The 17398-nt window shown below is 57.9% G+C and carries 17 protein-coding genes; 10 read left to right on the top strand and 7 right to left on the bottom strand.

Annotation, left to right across the window (positions count from 1 at the left end; genetic code table 11):
* The first annotated feature begins 1 nt into the window (after position 1).
* From CPJ18_RS05380 to CPJ18_RS05370, 3 genes are read left to right on the top strand one after another with little or no spacing between them, the layout of a single operon-like run.
* Positions 2–2083 carry a hypothetical protein gene (locus CPJ18_RS05380; protein WP_103657283.1) on the top strand — a complete coding sequence of 694 codons (2082 nt, stop codon included), beginning with the start codon at positions 2–4 and terminating at the stop codon, positions 2081–2083.
* Entirely contained in the window at positions 2083–2502 is a 420-nt protein-coding gene (locus tag CPJ18_RS05375) for a GNAT family N-acetyltransferase (protein WP_103657282.1), read from the top strand. Before CPJ18_RS05380 ends, CPJ18_RS05375 begins: the two co-directional genes overlap by 1 nt.
* A 24-nt stretch (positions 2503–2526) precedes the next feature.
* Positions 2527–3384, top strand: a complete 858-nt coding sequence (locus tag CPJ18_RS05370) for an MBL fold metallo-hydrolase (RefSeq protein ID WP_103657281.1) — start codon at positions 2527–2529, stop codon at positions 3382–3384.
* A 92-nt stretch (positions 3385–3476) separates the two neighbouring features.
* Here CPJ18_RS05370 and CPJ18_RS05365 read toward each other — a convergent pair whose 3' ends face one another.
* On the bottom strand, positions 3477–4040 hold the full coding sequence (locus tag CPJ18_RS05365) for a GNAT family N-acetyltransferase (protein ID WP_103657280.1): 564 nt from the start codon (positions 4038–4040) through the stop codon (positions 3477–3479).
* Positions 4041–4329: 289 nt separating this feature from the next.
* Between CPJ18_RS05365 and CPJ18_RS05360 the strand changes: the two genes are divergently transcribed.
* A complete protein-coding gene (locus CPJ18_RS05360) occupies positions 4330–5322 on the top strand; it encodes a glutathione S-transferase family protein (protein WP_103657279.1) in 993 nt (330 codons plus the stop codon).
* A gap of 2 nt (positions 5323–5324) precedes the next feature.
* Here CPJ18_RS05360 and CPJ18_RS05355 read toward each other — a convergent pair whose 3' ends face one another.
* A complete protein-coding gene (locus CPJ18_RS05355) occupies positions 5325–5723 on the bottom strand; it encodes an NUDIX domain-containing protein (RefSeq protein ID WP_103657392.1) in 399 nt (132 codons plus the stop codon).
* A gap of 228 nt (positions 5724–5951) precedes the next feature.
* Here CPJ18_RS05355 and CPJ18_RS05350 point away from each other — a divergent pair, with 228 nt between their 5' ends.
* A complete protein-coding gene (locus tag CPJ18_RS05350) occupies positions 5952–6917 on the top strand; it encodes a metallophosphoesterase family protein (protein ID WP_103584602.1) in 966 nt (321 codons plus the stop codon).
* A gap of 174 nt (positions 6918–7091) precedes the next feature.
* Here CPJ18_RS05350 and leuA read toward each other — a convergent pair whose 3' ends face one another.
* Together leuA and CPJ18_RS05340 are read right to left on the bottom strand one after the other, a co-directional pair.
* On the bottom strand, positions 7092–8807 hold the full coding sequence (gene leuA / locus CPJ18_RS05345; protein WP_103657278.1) for a 2-isopropylmalate synthase: 1716 nt from the start codon (positions 8805–8807) through the stop codon (positions 7092–7094).
* Positions 8808–9288: 481 nt separating this feature from the next.
* Positions 9289–10476 (bottom strand): benzoate/H(+) symporter BenE family transporter, encoded by a 1188-nt coding sequence (locus tag CPJ18_RS05340; RefSeq protein ID WP_103657391.1) that lies wholly within the window; start codon positions 10474–10476, stop codon positions 9289–9291.
* Positions 10477–10657: 181 nt separating this feature from the next.
* Here CPJ18_RS05340 and CPJ18_RS05335 point away from each other — a divergent pair, with 181 nt between their 5' ends.
* Entirely contained in the window at positions 10658–11332 is a 675-nt protein-coding gene (locus CPJ18_RS05335; protein ID WP_103657277.1) for a spermidine synthase, read from the top strand.
* Here CPJ18_RS05335 and CPJ18_RS05330 read toward each other — a convergent pair.
* Positions 11329–11706: a winged helix-turn-helix transcriptional regulator gene (locus tag CPJ18_RS05330; RefSeq protein WP_077106466.1), complete on the bottom strand. Its 378-nt coding sequence runs from the start codon at positions 11704–11706 to the stop codon at positions 11329–11331. The genes CPJ18_RS05335 and CPJ18_RS05330 overlap by 4 nt on opposite strands.
* A gap of 98 nt (positions 11707–11804) precedes the next feature.
* Between CPJ18_RS05330 and CPJ18_RS05325 the strand changes: the two genes are divergently transcribed.
* Together CPJ18_RS05325 and CPJ18_RS05320 are read left to right on the top strand one after the other, a co-directional pair.
* A complete protein-coding gene (locus CPJ18_RS05325; protein WP_103657276.1) occupies positions 11805–12866 on the top strand; it encodes an SDR family oxidoreductase in 1062 nt (353 codons plus the stop codon).
* 171 nt (positions 12867–13037) lie between these two features.
* The gene (locus tag CPJ18_RS05320) at positions 13038–14597 is read left to right on the top strand and encodes a B12-binding domain-containing radical SAM protein (RefSeq protein ID WP_103657275.1); all 1560 of its coding nucleotides are present in this window, start codon (positions 13038–13040) and stop codon (positions 14595–14597) included.
* A gap of 57 nt (positions 14598–14654) precedes the next feature.
* Here the strand turns inward: CPJ18_RS05320 and CPJ18_RS05315 are convergent, their stop codons facing one another.
* Complete coding sequence (locus CPJ18_RS05315) at positions 14655–15236, bottom strand: ATP-dependent Clp protease proteolytic subunit (protein ID WP_077117723.1); 582 nt, start codon at positions 15234–15236, stop codon at positions 14655–14657.
* 220 nt (positions 15237–15456) lie between these two features.
* On the opposite strand from CPJ18_RS05315, the gene CPJ18_RS05310 reads away from it, so the two are divergent.
* Positions 15457–16047: a HupE/UreJ family protein gene (locus CPJ18_RS05310; RefSeq protein ID WP_103657274.1), complete on the top strand. Its 591-nt coding sequence runs from the start codon at positions 15457–15459 to the stop codon at positions 16045–16047.
* 108 nt (positions 16048–16155) lie between these two features.
* Positions 16156–16911 carry a DUF2076 domain-containing protein gene (locus tag CPJ18_RS05305; RefSeq protein WP_103657273.1) on the top strand — a complete coding sequence of 252 codons (756 nt, stop codon included), beginning with the start codon at positions 16156–16158 and terminating at the stop codon, positions 16909–16911.
* 19 nt (positions 16912–16930) lie between these two features.
* Here CPJ18_RS05305 and queF read toward each other — a convergent pair whose 3' ends face one another.
* Entirely contained in the window at positions 16931–17395 is a 465-nt protein-coding gene (queF, locus tag CPJ18_RS05300; protein WP_077117729.1) for a preQ(1) synthase, read from the bottom strand.
* Between the last annotated feature and the right edge of the window lie 3 nt (positions 17396–17398).

Raw genomic sequence — 17398 nt, 5'->3', positions numbered from 1 at the left:
CATGACACTGACCTTTGCTCCCTTCCTGCCATGGATGGTCATCGCCATCATGGCCGTCGCCGCCTTCGTCCTTGCCATCATAGGCCTGTGGCGCGGCGTGCGTGGCGCATGGCTGCGTGGTCTGGCGCTCGCAGCGCTTCTGCTCGCGATTTCCAATCCGCTTCTGACCAATGAGGAGCGTGACCCGCTCTCCACCATCGTCCCTGTTATCGTCGACCGCTCACAGAGCCAGGATGTGCAACAGCGGCCGGAACAGACGGATCAGGCGCTTGCCACTCTCAAAGAGCGCCTCGCCCGTTTCCCGCGCATCGAGCCGCGCATCGTGGATGTCGAAAACGATCCCAACAGCGATGCTCCTGCAACCAACCTGTTCTCGGCGCTAGCCGCCGCAGTATCCGACGTCTCGCCATCCCGCGTCGGTGGTGCGATTTTCCTCAGCGACGGCCAGATCCACGACATTCCGAACGTTACACCCAATATCGAGCAAACACTCGGTTTCAAGGCCCCGATCCATGGCCTGATTACCGGTCGGGCGGAGGAGTTCGACCGGCGCATCGAAGTGGTGCGCGCACCGCGCTTCGGCATCGTCAACGAGCAACAGGAACTGACGTTGCGCGTCTTCGATGACGGGCGTGCGCAAGGTGGCCAAGCGGAAGTCACGGTAAAGATGAATGGTGAGGAGATCGCCACGCTTGAGGCTACGCCCGGCCAGCCCCTGCCCTTCAGCTTCAAGGTTCCGCGCGGCGGCAACAACGTCATGGAATTTTCCGTGGCAGAGCTTCCGGGCGAAGTCACCACCAGCAACAACCGCGCCGTTCACGTCATCGAAGGCATTCGCCAGAACCTGCGCGTTCTCCTGGTTTCCGGCGAACCGCATGCCGGTGAGCGCGCATGGCGCAACCTGCTGAAATCCGACACATCCGTCGACTTGGTGCACTTCACCATTCTGCGTCCGCCGGAAAAGCAGGATGGCACGCCCATCAACGAGTTATCGCTGATCGCTTTCCCGACGCGTGAACTCTTCGTGGACAAGATCGAGGACTTCGACCTCATCATCTTCGACCGCTACCAGCATCGCGGCGTGTTGCCGATCCTCTATTATGATTACATCGCCCAATATGTCGAAAAGGGCGGCGCGCTGCTGATTGCCGCCGGTCCTGAACATGCAGGGCAGGATTCCATCGCCATGACACCGCTGGCCTCCGTGCTGCCTGCGCAGCCGACCGGCGAAATGCATCAGTCGGCCTTTTATCCGCGCCTGTCTGAAGCGGGCAAGAAGCACCCGGTCACACGCGGTCTGGAAGGTTCCGGCGAAGAGCCGCCGCAATGGGGCCGCTGGTTCCGCACCGTGGGCGTCGAGCAGCCACAAGGCCAGACCGTGATGCTGGGCGACGGACAGGACCCGCTGCTGGTGCTGAACCGTCAGGGCGAAGGCCGTGTTGCCATGCTGCTGTCGGACCAAGGCTGGCTCTGGGCGCGCGGCTTCGAAGGCGGCGGCCCGCATGTGGGCCTCTACCGCCGCATCGCCCATTGGCTGATGAAGGAACCGGAGCTTGAGGAAGAAGCGCTGACGGCCCGCGCCAACGGCCGCACCCTGGAAATCACCCGCCAGACCATCGGCGACAATCCCGGCGATGCCACGGTGAAATTCCCAACCGGCAAGACCGAGACGATGGCGTTCACGCAGACAGAACCCGGTCTTTACAAGATCGAACGCCGCATGGACGAAACCGGCCTCTACGAAATCACCAATGGTGATTTCACCACGCTGGTCCATGTCGGTGCCGTCGACGCGCCGGAATTCAAGGCGATGATCTCGACCACGGAGCCGTTAAAGCCGGTAGTCGATGCCACGAAGGGCAGCATCCACCGCGTCGTCAATGATGATGGCCGCGTCGTACTGCCGGATATCCTGCCCGTGCGCGGCGATGTGCGCGTAGCCGACAATGACCGTATGCTCATTCGCCTGACGGATGAAACGGTGCTGAAGGGCGTAAATACCTTGCCGCTCTTTGCAGGTTTCGCAGGTCTTGCCGCCCTGCTGATGGCATTTTCTGCGCTCTGGTGGCGTGAAGGTCGGTAATGGAACCGCGTATTGTCATCAGTGATTCCGACAAGGAAAGCGAAGCGGCCATTCTCGCTGGGCTGAAAGCCTATAATACGGAACGGTTCGGTCCAAGCGATTGGCGGGGACTTGTCATATCCTTGCGCGACGACGATGATAAGATCATTGGCGGGCTGAGCGGCCACACAGCGCGCGGTTGGCTTTACACCTCGCTCCTCTTCATTCCGGAAGAGATCAGGGGCAAAGGTCTCGGACCAAAACTTCTCGATCTTGCTGAAAAAGAAGCCCTTAAAAGAGGTTGCCGAGGCGCCTATATCGATACGATGAGTACCGACGCTTTGCGCCTTTATCAGAAATGCGGCTATACGATTTTTGGCCAGATCGAAGATTTCGGCAACGCGAATACTCTGACCTATCTCAAAAAATCACTCTCATAAATAATAGCTTACGGAAAGCTCTCCATGGCCGATAGCAGTTCTTTTGAACCTTTCACGTTTTCGCTGGGCACGGCGCGCATCACGGCATTGTCCGACGGTATTCTCACGGCACCCATTGGTAACCTCTACCGCCTGGGCTCCGACCAGCCCACACCTGAAAAATTTCCAGAAGCTCCGGCTGAGCTGTCCGTGAATGCGTTTCTGGTGGAAACAGACGACAAGAAAATCATGATCGATACCGGTTCCGGTGCGCTCTATGGGCCAGCACTTGGGAAACTGAGATCGGCTCTGGACACCTTCGGCGTATCACCAGATGACATCGATGACGTTATTCTCACCCATATTCATGCCGATCACACCGGCGGCTTGATTGCGGACGGCAAGGCCGTTTTCAAGAATGCCACGCTGCATATTGGCAAGACGGAAGCCGTCTTCTGGCTTGCGGATGGAGCTGCTGACGCTCCTCATGCTACGGACAAGGTCAAGGGCCAGATTGCACGCGCGCACGACACGATTGATCCATACGAAGCAGAAAATTGCGTCAAGCTGTTCGAGGACAATGACGATATTTTGCCAGGTTTTAGCGCAACTTTGCGCCCTGGCCACACGCCGGGCCACCTTGCCGTCCGGTTTGAGAACAACGGTGAGACGATCGTTTTCGTCGGCGATATCGTCCACGGCAACCGCGTGCAGTTTGACAATACGGCAGTGACGATCGATTTCGATTACGATCAGCCAACAGCCGCAACCACGCGCGCTGCTGCTTTCGAACAGGCCGCCGAGGAAGGCTACCTTATCGCGGCAGCACACCTGCCCTTCCCGGGTGTTGGCAATATCAGCCGCAACGGCGAGCAATATCGCTTCGACGCTTATAATAAATAACGATGAACCGTGGCGACGCATGAAAGCGTCGCCACATCTAAACCGGCTTGAAAAGAGCCAGTATTGGCGGAAAAGCGCTGAGTTTCCGGCTATTAGGCAGTGGCACGAAGAGGCTCTAGGGTAGTTTCTTCGTCAAGAAATGACATGGGTTCTTTACAGTCCCGCCAGGCAATCGTGCCCTTCAGCCGCTCATGCGTATCAGCAGCTAACGGCACCACCAGCACCCGGTTCATATCCACAGGACCGGGGAAATCCAGCGCCGCGTAGGCCACCTTCTCGAAGCCGAGCGGCATGTAATAAGGTGGATCACCGATGAGGATGACGGCTTCCGAACCTTTGCGCTTGGCAGCAGCGATCGCGATGCGGACCAATTCTCGCCCGATGCCAAGGTTCTTATGGGAGGGCCGGACGGCGAGTGGCCCGAGCATGTGGCCATTGACACCACCGGCGAGAACCGGGGTCATGCGAACCGACGCAATCGTCTCGCCATCATCTGCGCAAATGTAGGAAATCGACCGGTCGTGCGGTCCTTGCTCGCGAATGCGGGCGGCGGCCCGAGTGTGCCGGCCGGGGCCGAAAGCTTCTTCATTGATGAGTTCGATGATGGCGTCGTGAGACGCGTCTTCGGTGAGGTAGACCAGTTCGTGCTTGGACATAAGGGGACCGGAACGTTAAATACGGACGTGACAATGTGACGGCTGCGCCAGTGAAGGCGTGATGAGCGTCAGCGTCGTCGGAGCATCCGTATTGCGGTCATAAAGCAGAATTCCCTCAGAATTGTGATAAACGCGGATATCAGTAAAATTCCGACCCGTCCAGAACAAATCCGCCGCTCAGCCCATTCAGTGATGTGAGCGTGAAATGAAACGCACTGTTCACTGCATTTTGGGTTCGCTCGCGCGTGTCCATGGCCTACAGTGCAACTCAACATAAGGAGACAAGCGGATGGGTATGCTGGTTGAGGGGGTCTGGAAAGACGTTTGGTACGACACCAAGGAAACCAAGGGGCATTTCAAGCGCAGCGCCTCGCAATTCCGCAACTGGGTGACATCAGACGGCGAGCCTGGCCCTTCCGGCACGGGCGGATTCAAGGCTGAGAAAGATCGCTACCACCTGTATGTATCGCTCGCTTGCCCCTGGGCGCACCGCACGCTGATCTTCCGCAAACTGAAAAAGCTTCAAGACCTTATTTCCGTCTCGGTGGTCGATCCGCTGATGCTGGAAAATGGCTGGGAGTTCAAAGTGGATGACGCACGCACGCCGGGTGCCACGTCAGACCATCTCTTCGGTTTCTCCGCCATGTGGCAGGTCTACGCCAAGGCAGACCCACACTATTCCGGCCGCGTTACGGTGCCTGTGCTGTGGGACAAGCAGCAGAACACAATTGTCTCAAACGAGTCAGCTGATATCATCCGCATGTTCAACAGCGCCTTCAACGCTCTGACGGGATCGACGAGCGATTATTACCCTGAAGCCCTGCGCGCCGAAATCGATCCCCTCAACGACCTGATTTACGACACCGTCAACAACGGCGTCTACAAGGCTGGCTTCGCGACCACGCAGGAAGCATATGAGGAAAGCGCCACAAAAATTTTCGAGACGCTGGACGTCTTGGAAGAACGTTTGGAAAATAAGCGGTTCCTGCTGGGTTCGCAGCAGACGGAAGCGGACTGGCGGCTGTTCACCACGCTGGTGCGTTTTGATCCTGTCTATGTCGGCCACTTCAAGTGCAACATTCGCCGCATCTACGACTACCCCAACTTGACCGGCTATCTTCGCGATCTTTACCAGACATCAGGCGTACCGGAGACGGTCAATATGCGCCACATCAAGGAACATTATTACCGCAGCCACAAGACCATCAATCCGACGGGCATCGTGCCTGTTGGCCCAGAGCTGGATCTCGACAGAGCTCATGATCGTGAGCGGTTGAGCTGAAGCTACCAGTAATCATCCGGCTGCACATCACCGACCAATTCCGCAAGGCGTCTGCGGGTGGCTGGCGTCGTTGCCTCGGGTAATGCGTCGAGCGGGAAAAAACCGCTGTCGCTGATCTCGCGATCCGGCACCTTCGTTTCTGTCTGCGTCACGTCGAGGCAGTAGAACAGCACATGATCACGGTCACTGGTGCGGTTGTTGAAATAGACATGGAAAAGCTGCGGTGTGGATGTGGCGGCAAGGTTGCCTTCCTCCCGGATTTCCTTGTGCAGTGCCTGAAGCCCGGTCTCGCCGCGCTCTACCCCGCCACCCGGCATGTGCCAGCCCGGGACATAGGTGTGGCGAACCAGAAACACCCGGCCTTGGACGTCGAAACAGGCAGCGCGAACGCCCATCGTCATGCCGCGGCTCAGGAAGAAAAACGTGTGCAGCAAACGTTTGGCAATATTCCCAAGCACGCGCCGGAACCCTTCGCCTCGCGCAATGTTTTCACTCACGTCTCAACTCTCCGTCAACTGGTGTCAGATAAACCAGATACTGCTTCACACTTCGACGTTCAGCGCTTATCCCTTTGAAAAATCGAGGTTTCGCATTGTACGCTCCAACATGGATAGATTATGTCTGAACGCATGTTCAAACTTGCCCACATCTCCGATATCCATCTCGGCCCGCTGCCAAAGCTCACATTCCGCGAGCTTGCATCCAAACGCATTCTTGGCTTTGTGAACTGGCGTCTCAACCGCCGCAAGCACCTTTTCAGCGATACGCTGGAAAAGGTGGTGGACGATATGGAAAGCAAGGCCCCGGACCACATTGCCATCACCGGCGATCTGGTCAATCTGGCGACCGGCATCGAAATCCGCGCCGCAGCCGACTGGCTGGAGGAAATTGGCGATCCTTTGAAGGTCTCTGTCGTCCCTGGCAACCACGACGCCTATGTCCCCGGCGCGCATGACAAGGCCATGGCCGCTTGGTACCCCTTTGTGCGCGGTGATGGCGACCCGGAAAATTGGGACGAAGACCGCAAGATTTTCCCCTATATGCGCGTGAGAGGCCCGGTCGCGATGATCGGCTGCTCCACATCCATCGCCACGCCACCCTTTTCAGCCACTGGTTATTTCGGGCGCAGACAAGCGCGCGCCACGGCGGAGTTGCTGAAGAAAGCCGGTGAGCAAGGCCTGTTCCGCGTGGTCATGATCCATCATCCGCCCATCCGGGGAGCCGCTGCCACCCACAAGCGCATGATCGGCATCCGCCGCTTCGCCGCAGCCATCGGCACCGGTGGTGCGGAACTCGTGCTTCACGGCCACACCCACCTCAACACTGTCTACTGGCTGAACACCCATCGCGGGCGCGACCACACGCCGGTCGTCTGCATCGCCTCTACCAGCCAAGGCCCCGGCGGCAAGAAACCGCGCGCCGGATACAATCTGTTTCACATAGACGGCGGCCCCGGCACATGGAACGTGACCTGCGAACGCTTCGGTCTGAATGAAAAAGGTACTGGTGTGGAGTTGGAGGACGTGCGGGTATTCTACACCAACGGCAAACCCCTCGGCTTCAGCAATCCGGTGGAGCAAGGCGAGGAGGAGTGAGGGGGGCACCTCAACTCCATTCTTTCACTTCCGAAAAAGTGCAACATCTCACTTTTTACCTCATCTTCGGCATTGTGCCGAGGGTCTAACGAACCACAACATTGAACGTGGTGAGATGCTCGGGACAAGCCCGAGCATAACGTAAGATTGTCTGCCAAATGCAGGATGCAAGTGTCAGGGCTTCGCCGCCCGCTGCTCCAGCACGCGGTTGGCCGCCGACACGATCGCTTCCAGCGAAGCACCCACGATATTCGTGTTAATACCCGCACCAAACAGCTTCCCACCCGGATGCTCCATCTCGACATAGGCGATGGCCGAGGCGTTGGAGCCGTGTTGCAGCGAGTGTTCGGAGTAGTCATTCACCGACAGATCGATGCCCAGATAGGTCGACAGCGCGTTGATAAAGCCATCGATTGGGCCGGTACCCTTGCCCTCGATACGCTTGATCTCGCCATTGTCGGTGATTTCGGCGGCCACCACGCGGACACCCTTATAGTCGCCAGCGGGATAGGTGTGGTGATCGACGAATTTGATGCGCGCATTTGGCTGTGTCACATATTGTTCGATGAAGCGTTCGTGGATGCGCTTGGCGGGCAGCTCCACCCCTTCTTCATCGGTAATGCGCTGAATTTCTTCACGGAATTCGACTTGCAGGTTGCGCGGCAGGTTGATGCCGTAATCCTGTTGCAGGATATAGGCGATTCCGCCCTTGCCGGACTGCGAATTGATGCGGATGATCGCCTCATAGGAACGGCCGACATCCTTGGGGTCAATCGGCAGGTAAGGCACTTCCCAGACGGGATGGTTGGCAATCTTGATCGCCTTCATACCCTTGTTGATTGCGTCCTGATGCGAGCCGGAAAAGGCCGTGTAGACCAGTTCACCCACGTAAGGGTGGCGTTCGGGGATCGTCATCTCGTTGGAATATTCATACACGGATTTGATGTGTTCGATATCGCGGCAGTTGAGTTCAGGATCAACGCCTTGCGTGTACATATTCAAGGCCAGCGTCACGACATCGACATTGCCGGTGCGTTCGCCATTGCCAAACAACGTGCCTTCCACGCGGTCTGCGCCCGCCATCAGGCCCAGTTCGGTGGCGGCGATGCCCGTGCCGCGGTCATTGTGCGGATGAAGCGAAATGATGACGTTTTCGCGGTTGTCGATGTTGCGGCACATCCATTCGATCTGGTCGGCATAGATGTTCGGCGTTGCCATCTCAACGGTGGATGGCAGGTTGAGGATCAGTTTGTTATCTGCCGTTGGTTTAACTACTTCGACCACAGCATTGCAGATTTCCAGCGCCACTTCCAGCTCTGTGCCGGTAAAGCTTTCCGGCGAATATTCGAAGCGGTAACCGCCACCGGCCTTGGCGGCCATGTCGGTAATCATCTTGGCCGCATCGACGGCGATCTGCTTTATGCCAGGCACATCCTTGGCAAACACGACGCGGCGCTGCAATTCGGACGTGGAATTGTAGAAATGGATGATCGGGTTCTTGGCACCTTCCAGCGATTCGAAGGTGCGCGTAATCAGTTCCGGACGGCACTGCACCAGCACCTGCAAGGAAACATCCTCAGGCACGCCGCCCTGCTCCACGCACCAGCGCGCAAAGTCGAAATCCGTCTGCGAGGCCGAAGGGAAACCGATCTCGATTTCCTTGAAGCCCATTTCCAGCAGCAGCTTGAACATGCGCGCCTTGCGGTCATGCCCCATGGGATTGACCAGCGACTGGTTGCCATCACGCAGATCGACCGAACACCAGATCGGTGCCTTGTCGATGGTTTTCGATGGCCAGGTGCGGTCCTTGATGTCGATGACCGGGTATGGGCGATACTTCACGTTCGCGTCCGGCATGCCCTTGGAAATCTGAGAGGTCTTGGCGTCCATAATCTTGCTCCTTACACGCATCGCGGCTGAAAAAGCCCTGTGCTAATGCGCGCCCAAACGGGCCTTAAATCCAGTATAAAGTGAGATTTCGAGTTGAGGAGCATTGGCACCAGCGGGCTTTCGGCCGCCGGGCGCTCCTCACTGGACCCGGCAACCGCGTGTAAGGTCGAGGCTAAGAAGCGAGAGTGCACCGCATGGGCAAGCCTTCGCAGAAATCTGCGCGGTCATGCCAAAAATGGTTGCGGTGCGAATGGTCATACCGAATCTTATAAGCGGCGAAATTTTTCGTTGCAAGCCAAGACGTTCACTCGTTGTCAATTTTCTTGTTCTTGCCATTATTCCTAAAAGTCGAAACCATTATAGTCCAGAAAGCCTTCAAGACGTCGATCCATTCTGCGCCTCTAATAAGAGATGGCACATCACTAGATGCTTTGTCGTCGTTGTTGGGAGATTTCACTACCATTGTTTCTCCTCCATCCAATCATGATCCTCTACGGCTGGCGACCACACGCTGCAAAGCCATCATCAGCCCTCCGCCAACGAGCCCCCAGAACGCCCCGGAGATACCGCCAAACGACAGACCCGACGCGGTGATGAGGAAGGTTATGGCGGCAGGTTCGCGGGTTTCGGGGTCCTTGAAGGCGGCGACCGCCGAGCCGGAGAAGGCACCGACCAGAGCAAGGCCGGCAACCGCCTGAATGAGAATGGGTGGGGCCAGCGCCACAAAGGCGGTGACCACGCCTGCCAGAAGGCCGAAAATCACGTAGCCAACACCGCTGACCATCACCGCCCAATAGCGACGTTTGGGGTCCGGGTGAGCATCCTCACCAGCGCACATGGCGGCGGTGATGGCGGCGAGGTTGACGGCGTGGCCGCCGAAGGGTGCGGCAAGCAGCGAGAATATGCCCGTCGTGGCGAACAACTGTCCCGGCTGCGGATCGTAATTGTTGACTTTCAACACGGCAATGCCGGGAATGTTCTGCGAGGCCATGGTGACGATGAACAGCGGCAGCGCAATGGAGATCAAGGCTTGCAGGCTGAACACCGGCATGACGAATTCCATCGGTGGTGCCAGCGATTGCGCAACGCTATCCAGTGCGCCTGCCGGAATATCGACGCAAAAAATCATCACCAGCACGAAGGCGGCAAGGGCTGCGGGAACGGCAAACAGGCGCTTGAAAGCACCGACGACGATCCACGCCAGAATGATCGGCAGGCCCAAGGCCGGGTTGAAGCCGATGGCCTTGATGGGCGCAAAGCAGAGACCGATGATGACGCCGGACAGCATGGCATTGGCCAGCGGCGTGGGAATGGAGGCGACTGCCCGCCCGAGCGGCCTGAACAGACCTGCGATGATGATCAGCACCGCGCAGATGATGAATGCACCCACCGCTGCTGGAAAACCACCCTCGATCACCCCCGTCGCCGCCAAAAGCGCGCCACCCGGCGTAGACCATGCAATGCTAATGGGGAGCCGCGTCATGGCGGAGAGAAGGATGGCGCAGAGGCCAACAGAAACCGACAGTGCCATCAGTCCGGATGCAGCCTCGAAATCCGTAGCGCCGACACCCTTCAACCCTTGCAGCACCACGGCAAAGGAACTGGCAAAGCCGACGAAGGCCGTCAGCAGGCCCATGAACAGGCTTTGGAGGGAGAATTCTTTTAGCATGGCTGGGCTCTGAAAAAGAGAAATGGCAATCACCATTCCAGATCAAAAAACACTCTCGCTGGCAAGGTTGCTTTGACCGACGAAGGTACTCGCGCCTGACTTGTACAAGGTCTCCGCCCCGCCCTGTTGTTCTCATCATCCCAGTTGTGTAAACCCACGCCATCAAACAGCGAGATATCAGATGCTTCCTTGGATAGAACTGGACCGAGCAGCCATTCCCGGTGATGGCACCGAACTGCGTCTGAAGCAGCGCGGCCAGGAATTCTCCATTATGCTTGGTTCAAACGAGCTGATGAACAGTCGGTTGAGTGGCTCGGAAGAGGCTTTGGCGACACTGTCTTGCGAACGCATTGCGGGCAGAGCAAACCAGAGCATGCTGATCGGCGGGCTTGGGATGGGTTTTACACTTCGCGCGGCACTCGGTGTGTTGCCATCCGATGCCCGCGTGACCGTTGCCGAACTGGTACCCGCCGTTGTAGAATGGGCGCGCGGCCCAATGGCAGAGCTGCACAAGGGCACGCTCGATGATGCGCGTGTCGATATTCATGTCGGCGATGTCGGAACGCTGATCAAATCGAAAAAAGCCGCCTATGACGCTATTCTGCTGGATGTCGACAATGGCCCCGATGGCTTGTCGCGTCCCTCAAACGACAGCCTCTATGACCCCGATGGCCTTCAGGCCGCCAGAACCGCGTTGCGCCCGAAGGGTGTGCTGGCGGTCTGGTCATCCGGCCCGGATGCCGCTTTCACCCGCCGCCTGCGGCAGGCCGGGTTCGCCACTGATGAGGTCAGCGTCCGCGCCAACGGCAAACGCGGCGGTGCGCGCCACACGCTGTGGCTGGCGGCCAAGGCTTAACGCCGTGAGGTGGACCGCTCTCCCAATGCGTCCAGCGCATCGGCATTGTCCCGGCCCCAGGCATAAAGCATCTCGACCGGCTCGATGAACCGGTTTCCAAGCGCGGTGAGTTGATATTCAACGGCAGGCGGTCTGGTTGCATGCACATGGCGCGTGACAAGGCCAGTGCGCTCCATTTCCTTCAGCGTCTGCGTCAGCATTTTCTTGGAAATGCCCGGCAGGCTGCGTTCCAGCACGCCCGTGCGGGCCGTGCCCGCATGCAGGGTGTGTAACGTATGCAAGATCATGCTCGTCCATTTGGTCGAGAACAGTTCCAACACGCGTCGAGGCGCACAATCTTCGCGCCATTCTGCTTCGTGGCTTCCCGGCTTCATCGTGGTCACCCTTTGGTATCCATGTCCCCAATCCGTGCCGTCTACACGTCAGGGCGCGGAATGCCTAGTTATGTCTCAACAAAAAAAGGAGCAAGATCATGGTGAAAACGGCATTGGTCGTGGGTGCAAGCGGTATCGTGGGTAGCGCCACGGCAAATCTTTTGCTGGAGGAAGGCTGGACAGTCTACGGCCTTTCACGCCGGCCAACCGAACAGAAAGGGATCATTCCGGTTGCCGCCAATCTGCAGAATGCGATTGAAACGGCGAAGGCTTTGGAAGACGTACGGCCTGACGCCGTATTCATTTCCACATGGGCGCGTCAGGATAGCGAAGCGGAAAACATACGCGTCAATTCCGCCATGGTTCGTAACCTGCTGGATGGCCTGAGCCTTGGCAAATCCACCCGCCATGTGGCGCTGGTGACAGGCTTGAAGCACTATCTCGGACCCTTCGAGGCCTATGGCAAAGGCACCTTGCCGCAAACACCGTTTCGCGAAGAGCAAGGCCGTCTCGATGTCGAGAATTTCTACTACGCGCAGGAAGACGAAGTTTTTGCTGCCGCGAAGCGCGATGGCTTCTCGTGGAGTGTGCATCGCCCCCATACCGTGATCGGCCAGGCGGTCGGCAATGCCATGAATATGGGCTCAACCCTTGCAGTCTACGCAAGCATCTGCCGCGAAACAGGCCGCCCTTTCCGCTTTCCCGGTTCCGCCGCGCAGTGGAACGGCCTCACCGACATGACGGATGCAAACCTATTGGCAAAGCAACTCCTATGGGCCACAGAAACGCCCGAAGCAAAGAACGAAGCGTTCAATGTAGTGAACGGGGACGTCTTCCGCTGGAGCTGGATGTGGGGCCGCATTGCGGACTGGTTCGGCGTCGAGGCTGCACCCTTCGATGGCACGGTGATTCCGCTCGAACAGCAGATGAAAGATGACGCTGAAGTCTGGAGCAAGATTGCGGCGCGCGAAAATCTGGCCGAGCCAGACCTCACTCGCCTCGCTTCCCCATGGCACACCGACGCCGATCTCGGCCGCCCCATCGAAGTCGTCACCGACATGGGCAAAAGCCGCCGTCTGGGTTTTAGGGAATACCAACCTACGGATGACGCGTTCTTTGCGCTGTTCGAGACGCTGCGGAAGAACCGTCTCATTCCCTAAGGCGAATTAGCCAAGCTTTCATCATCAAAACCGCATTGGTCTCGCCAGTGCGGTTTTTCATTTGACGCTCGAATATCCCCAAGACATAAACGCCAGATAGAAAAAAATGAATTTGGTTGCAGAAGCCATCGCGGCGTCTCCCTGTTTGGAAGATGCTGAAAAGGAGACTTCATGCGTATACTCTTGGTCAATCCACCCTATATCTCCCTCACATCACGTGGCGTTGGCCACCAAATCCCCTTCGGTCTTCTCTGCGTCGCGGGTCCGTTGATCGATGCCGGTCATGAGTGCCGCCTGATTGATGCGGAACGCCACCACATGAAGGCGGATGAGATCGAGGCAGCCATCGCTGTCTTCAAACCCGATATGGTGATGACAGGCCATGCCGGATCGACCCCTGCCCACCCCGCCTGCATTCTGGTTCTCAACGCGGCCAAACGCGCCTGCCCGCAGGCGATCACGGTCTATGGCGGCGTTTACCCCACGTACCATGCCGCCGCTATCATGGCGGATGAACCATCGGTGGACATCATCATCAAGGGTGAAGGCGAAGCTACCGCTTTGGCGTTGGCGCATGCCCTAGTGGAGGACCAGTCACTCAGCACCGTTCCGGGCATTGTCTACCGCAATGATGGCGACGCGGTCGAAACCAGACCCGCCGCCACGATCAAGGACCTAAACGAATGGCGGATAGGTTGGGAGCTGATCGAAGACTGGGATCTGTATCAATGCTTCGGTCTTGGTCGCGCAGCCATCGTTCAGTTCTCGCGGGGCTGTCCCCACCGGTGCAATTATTGCGGCCAATATCAGTTCTGGAGCCGTTGGCGGTATCGCTCACCCAAGGCGGTCGCTGCCGAAATTGCCTGGCTGCACCGCACCCACGGCGTTTGCTTCGTTGATCTGGCCGATGAAAACCCGACCTCCTCCAAGCGTCTGTGGCGGGAGTTTCTCGAAGCGCTGGTCGAGGAAAACGTACCGGTGCGGCTGTTTGCGACGATCCGCGCGACAGACATCGTGCGTGATGCCGATCTGCTGCCCCTTATGAAGAAAGCCGGCATGATCTGCGTGCTGATGGGCATCGAAACCACGGACCCGACCACGCTTGCGGCCATCCGCAAGGGATCGACCACCCGTGAGGACCAGCAAGCAGTCGCGCTGCTGCGCCAGCACGGCATCCTGTCCATGCTGGGCCATATCGTCGGCTTCGAAGAGGAGAGGTTTTCAGATTACCTGCGGGCGTTGCGTCAGATCAGCCTTTACGACCCGGATTTGCTGAACGCCATGTACCTGACGCCGCACAGCTGGTCCGATTGGACGGCAGAAAATGGTGAGCGTCGCGTGATCGAGACGGACCGCAGCAAATGGGATTACCGACACCAATTGTTGTCATCGCGCCACCTGTCACCGGGCATGATCTTCGCCATGGTCAAGTTGCTTGAAATTGCCGTCCACTGTCGGCCACGCGCTCTGTTGCGTATCCTCTTCCACCCGGATCGGGAGCTTCGCAAACACATGCGCTGGAGCTTCCGGTTCAGCTTCCGGGTGTGGCGGGCTGAGATCGCGGAATTCATCCGCCAGCCGCCACCCAAGAGGGGCCGGATGTCGCTCGCCGAGTGGTTTGGAAAAGCACCGGTTTCACCAAAGCATGGAACCGGCGCGAATGACACGCATGGCGGCGGCCCTGTTGTTGAAGCGGCAGCAGAAAAGATGAAGCAAATCGGCACATCGTAGAATCAAAAAACCGCGCTGACCTTCGTCAGCGCGGTTTTTTTAATGGACAGTCTTAGCTTAGATCTCGCCCTGCGAGGTCACGACGCGCGAAGCGAGGCCGTAGGCCACGGCTTCTTCGGCACCCAGCCAGTAATCGCGATCGATATCCTTGGCGATTTTTTCTTCTGTCTGACCTGTGGCCACGGAGAAGATCTTGATCAGGCGCTTGTTCATCTTGATGATTTCGCGTGCCTGGATTTCGATGTCGGATGCCATGCCGCGTGTGCCACCGGATGGTTGGTGAAGCAGGAAGCGGGTGTTCGGCAAGCAGATACGACGTTCCCTCGGCACCGATACGTAGATCAGCGCGCCAGCGGATGCGACCCAGCCCGTGCCGATGATCCATACCTTCGGCTTGATGAACTTGATCATGTCATGAATGCTGTCGCCAGATTCGACGTGGCCGCCGGGCGAATTGACGTAGACGCGGATGTCTTCATCGCTGGCAGCAGACAACGCAACAAGCTGCGTGCAAACCTTCTGCGCCAGTTCCTGCGTGATTCCGCCATAGATGAAGATCGAACGCGACTTGAAAAGATTCGCTTCCGTTTCCTTGCCGATCGGCAGTTCCTTGCTCTTGTCGTCTTCTTCTTCGTTCATGTGACGGTCTCCAACGTATTTCATTACCTACCGGACATAGTGTGATTTGTTTCGTAAAACAATGAGCGAAAAAGGCAAGGCGCGGAACTGCTTAATAAACAGACCACCGACAAATGACGCATGGACAGCGTGTTTGCGCTTGCGATATCGTTAATGATGCAAGGTTGGAGCGGCACCCCAAGAGCCTCTCGCCCTGCCTGCAAAAAAACAAGAGGGACCGATGTTCAAAAAACTTTCACTCGCCGCTGTCGCACTTGGCGCAACCACCCTGCCCGCATTTGCGCACCTCAACCCGGAAGAGCACGGCTCGTTCATGGCCGGGTTTTCGCACCCGCTGTTCGGTGCCGACCATATTCTGGTGATGATTGCCGTGGGCATCTGGGCCGCACAGATCTCCGCCTCTACGGATAAGAAAAACGCGCTCCTCATCGTTCCTGCTGCGTTCGTCGGCACCATGGCAATCGGATTTCTGCTTGCGCTCGGTGGCATTGAATTGCCATTCGTCGAGCCGGCCATCCTCGCCTCCGTCATCGCGCTGGGTCTGCTGGTTGCCATGGCCACACGCGTTCCTGTCAGCGCCGCTGCGGCTATCGTCGGCATCTTCGCTTTGTTTCACGGCCATGCGCATGGCGGCGAACTCGGCAGTGCGGGCGCGCTTCAGTTCGGTGTTGGTTTCGTCATCGCAACCGCGCTGCTGCATGTTGCGGGCATTGCGCTAGGACTCGGTATTGCAAAGCTTGGCACAGTTGCGGCGCGCATCGTTGGTGGCATGACGGCACTGGCCGGTCTTTCGCTGGTTTTTGGCGGATAACCAAGGCTTTTAACCTTACAAAAATGTAAGAAAATTCCGGCTTTTAAAAGCCGGAATTGAACCCTACTTCCTTGGTGTGCGTTTCTCTACACGCCAAGGAGGCTACCGATGTCACCAGAAGAAACCCAATTGCTGAAATCCCTGTTCGACAGGGTCAAATCCGCATCCTCCACACCGCGCGATGCGGAAGCGGAAGCGCTGATCAATCAGGCGGTCCGAGACCAGCCTGCCTCTCCCTATTACCTAGCACAGGCCGTGATCGTTCAGGAAAAGGGGCTTGAAGCCGCAGCGGCGCATATCAGCCAGCTGGAGGAGCGTATCCATCAGCTTGAAAGCGGCAACGGCGCGCCTCAACAAGCCCAACAGGGTGGCTTCCTAAGCTCGATTTTCGGCGGTAGTCAGCAGCAAGCGCCAGCACCGACGCCTGCCCCAGCGCAGACTTACCGAAATGATACATCCGGTCAGGCACCGGGACCGTGGGGCCGCACAAACGATGCTCCGCAGCAACCCAGTGGGCCATGGACCAACCAGCAGCCATCCGCATTCGCACGGCCCAGTGGCAGCGGCGGTTTTCTGCAAGGTGCGCTGGGTGCAGCTGCGGGCGTAGCGGGCGGCATGTTGCTGGCCAATTCGCTAAGCGGCATCTTCTCGAACCACGTTGCCTCGTCGGGCTGGGGTTCTGCCCTCGGCGGCGCGGGAAGTGGTGCGGCACCGGTGGAAGAAACCGTCATCAACAACTACTACGGTGATGACGACAAGCCACAACAGGACGCTGGCAACAACGACAACCTGCAACGGGCAGATTATGACGACAGCAGTGATGATTCCGACTTCGATTCAGGCGACGGAGACTCTATCGCCTGAACTCTCTATGTGATTGGGGTCAGCCGCGGCCACGATAGGTCGCGACGCCCTGGTCCGGCAGCCAGACGCCTTCCGGTGGCGCACCCGTCTGCCAGAAGACATCGATGGGAATGCCACCGCGCGGATACCAATAAGCCCCAATGCGCAACCATTTTGGCGCAAGCAAATCCACCAGCCGCTTGGCGATATAGACAGAGCAATCCTCGTGGAACGCACCGTGGTTGCGGAAGGCATGTAGGAACAGCTTCAGCGACTTGGATTCCACCAGGAAATCACCCGGAATATAATCAATGACGATATGGGCGAAATCCGGCTGGCCGGTCATCGGGCACAACGACGTGAATTCCGGCGCGGTGAAGCGCACGACATAATCCGTGCCGGCATTGCCGTTCGGTACTTTTTCCAGAACGGCCTTTTCCGGGCTTTCGGGGGCAGCGACTTGCGCGCCCAGTTGCGACAGGCCGGAAACATCCGTGACTGACATGGT

It is taken from the genome of Agrobacterium rosae (genome assembly GCF_002915175.1).
In the GTDB taxonomy this organism is placed as follows: domain Bacteria; phylum Pseudomonadota; class Alphaproteobacteria; order Rhizobiales; family Rhizobiaceae; genus Agrobacterium; species Agrobacterium rosae.
The sequence above is the reverse complement of the archived record's forward strand: the minus strand, read 5'-3'. Positions and strand labels throughout refer to the sequence as shown.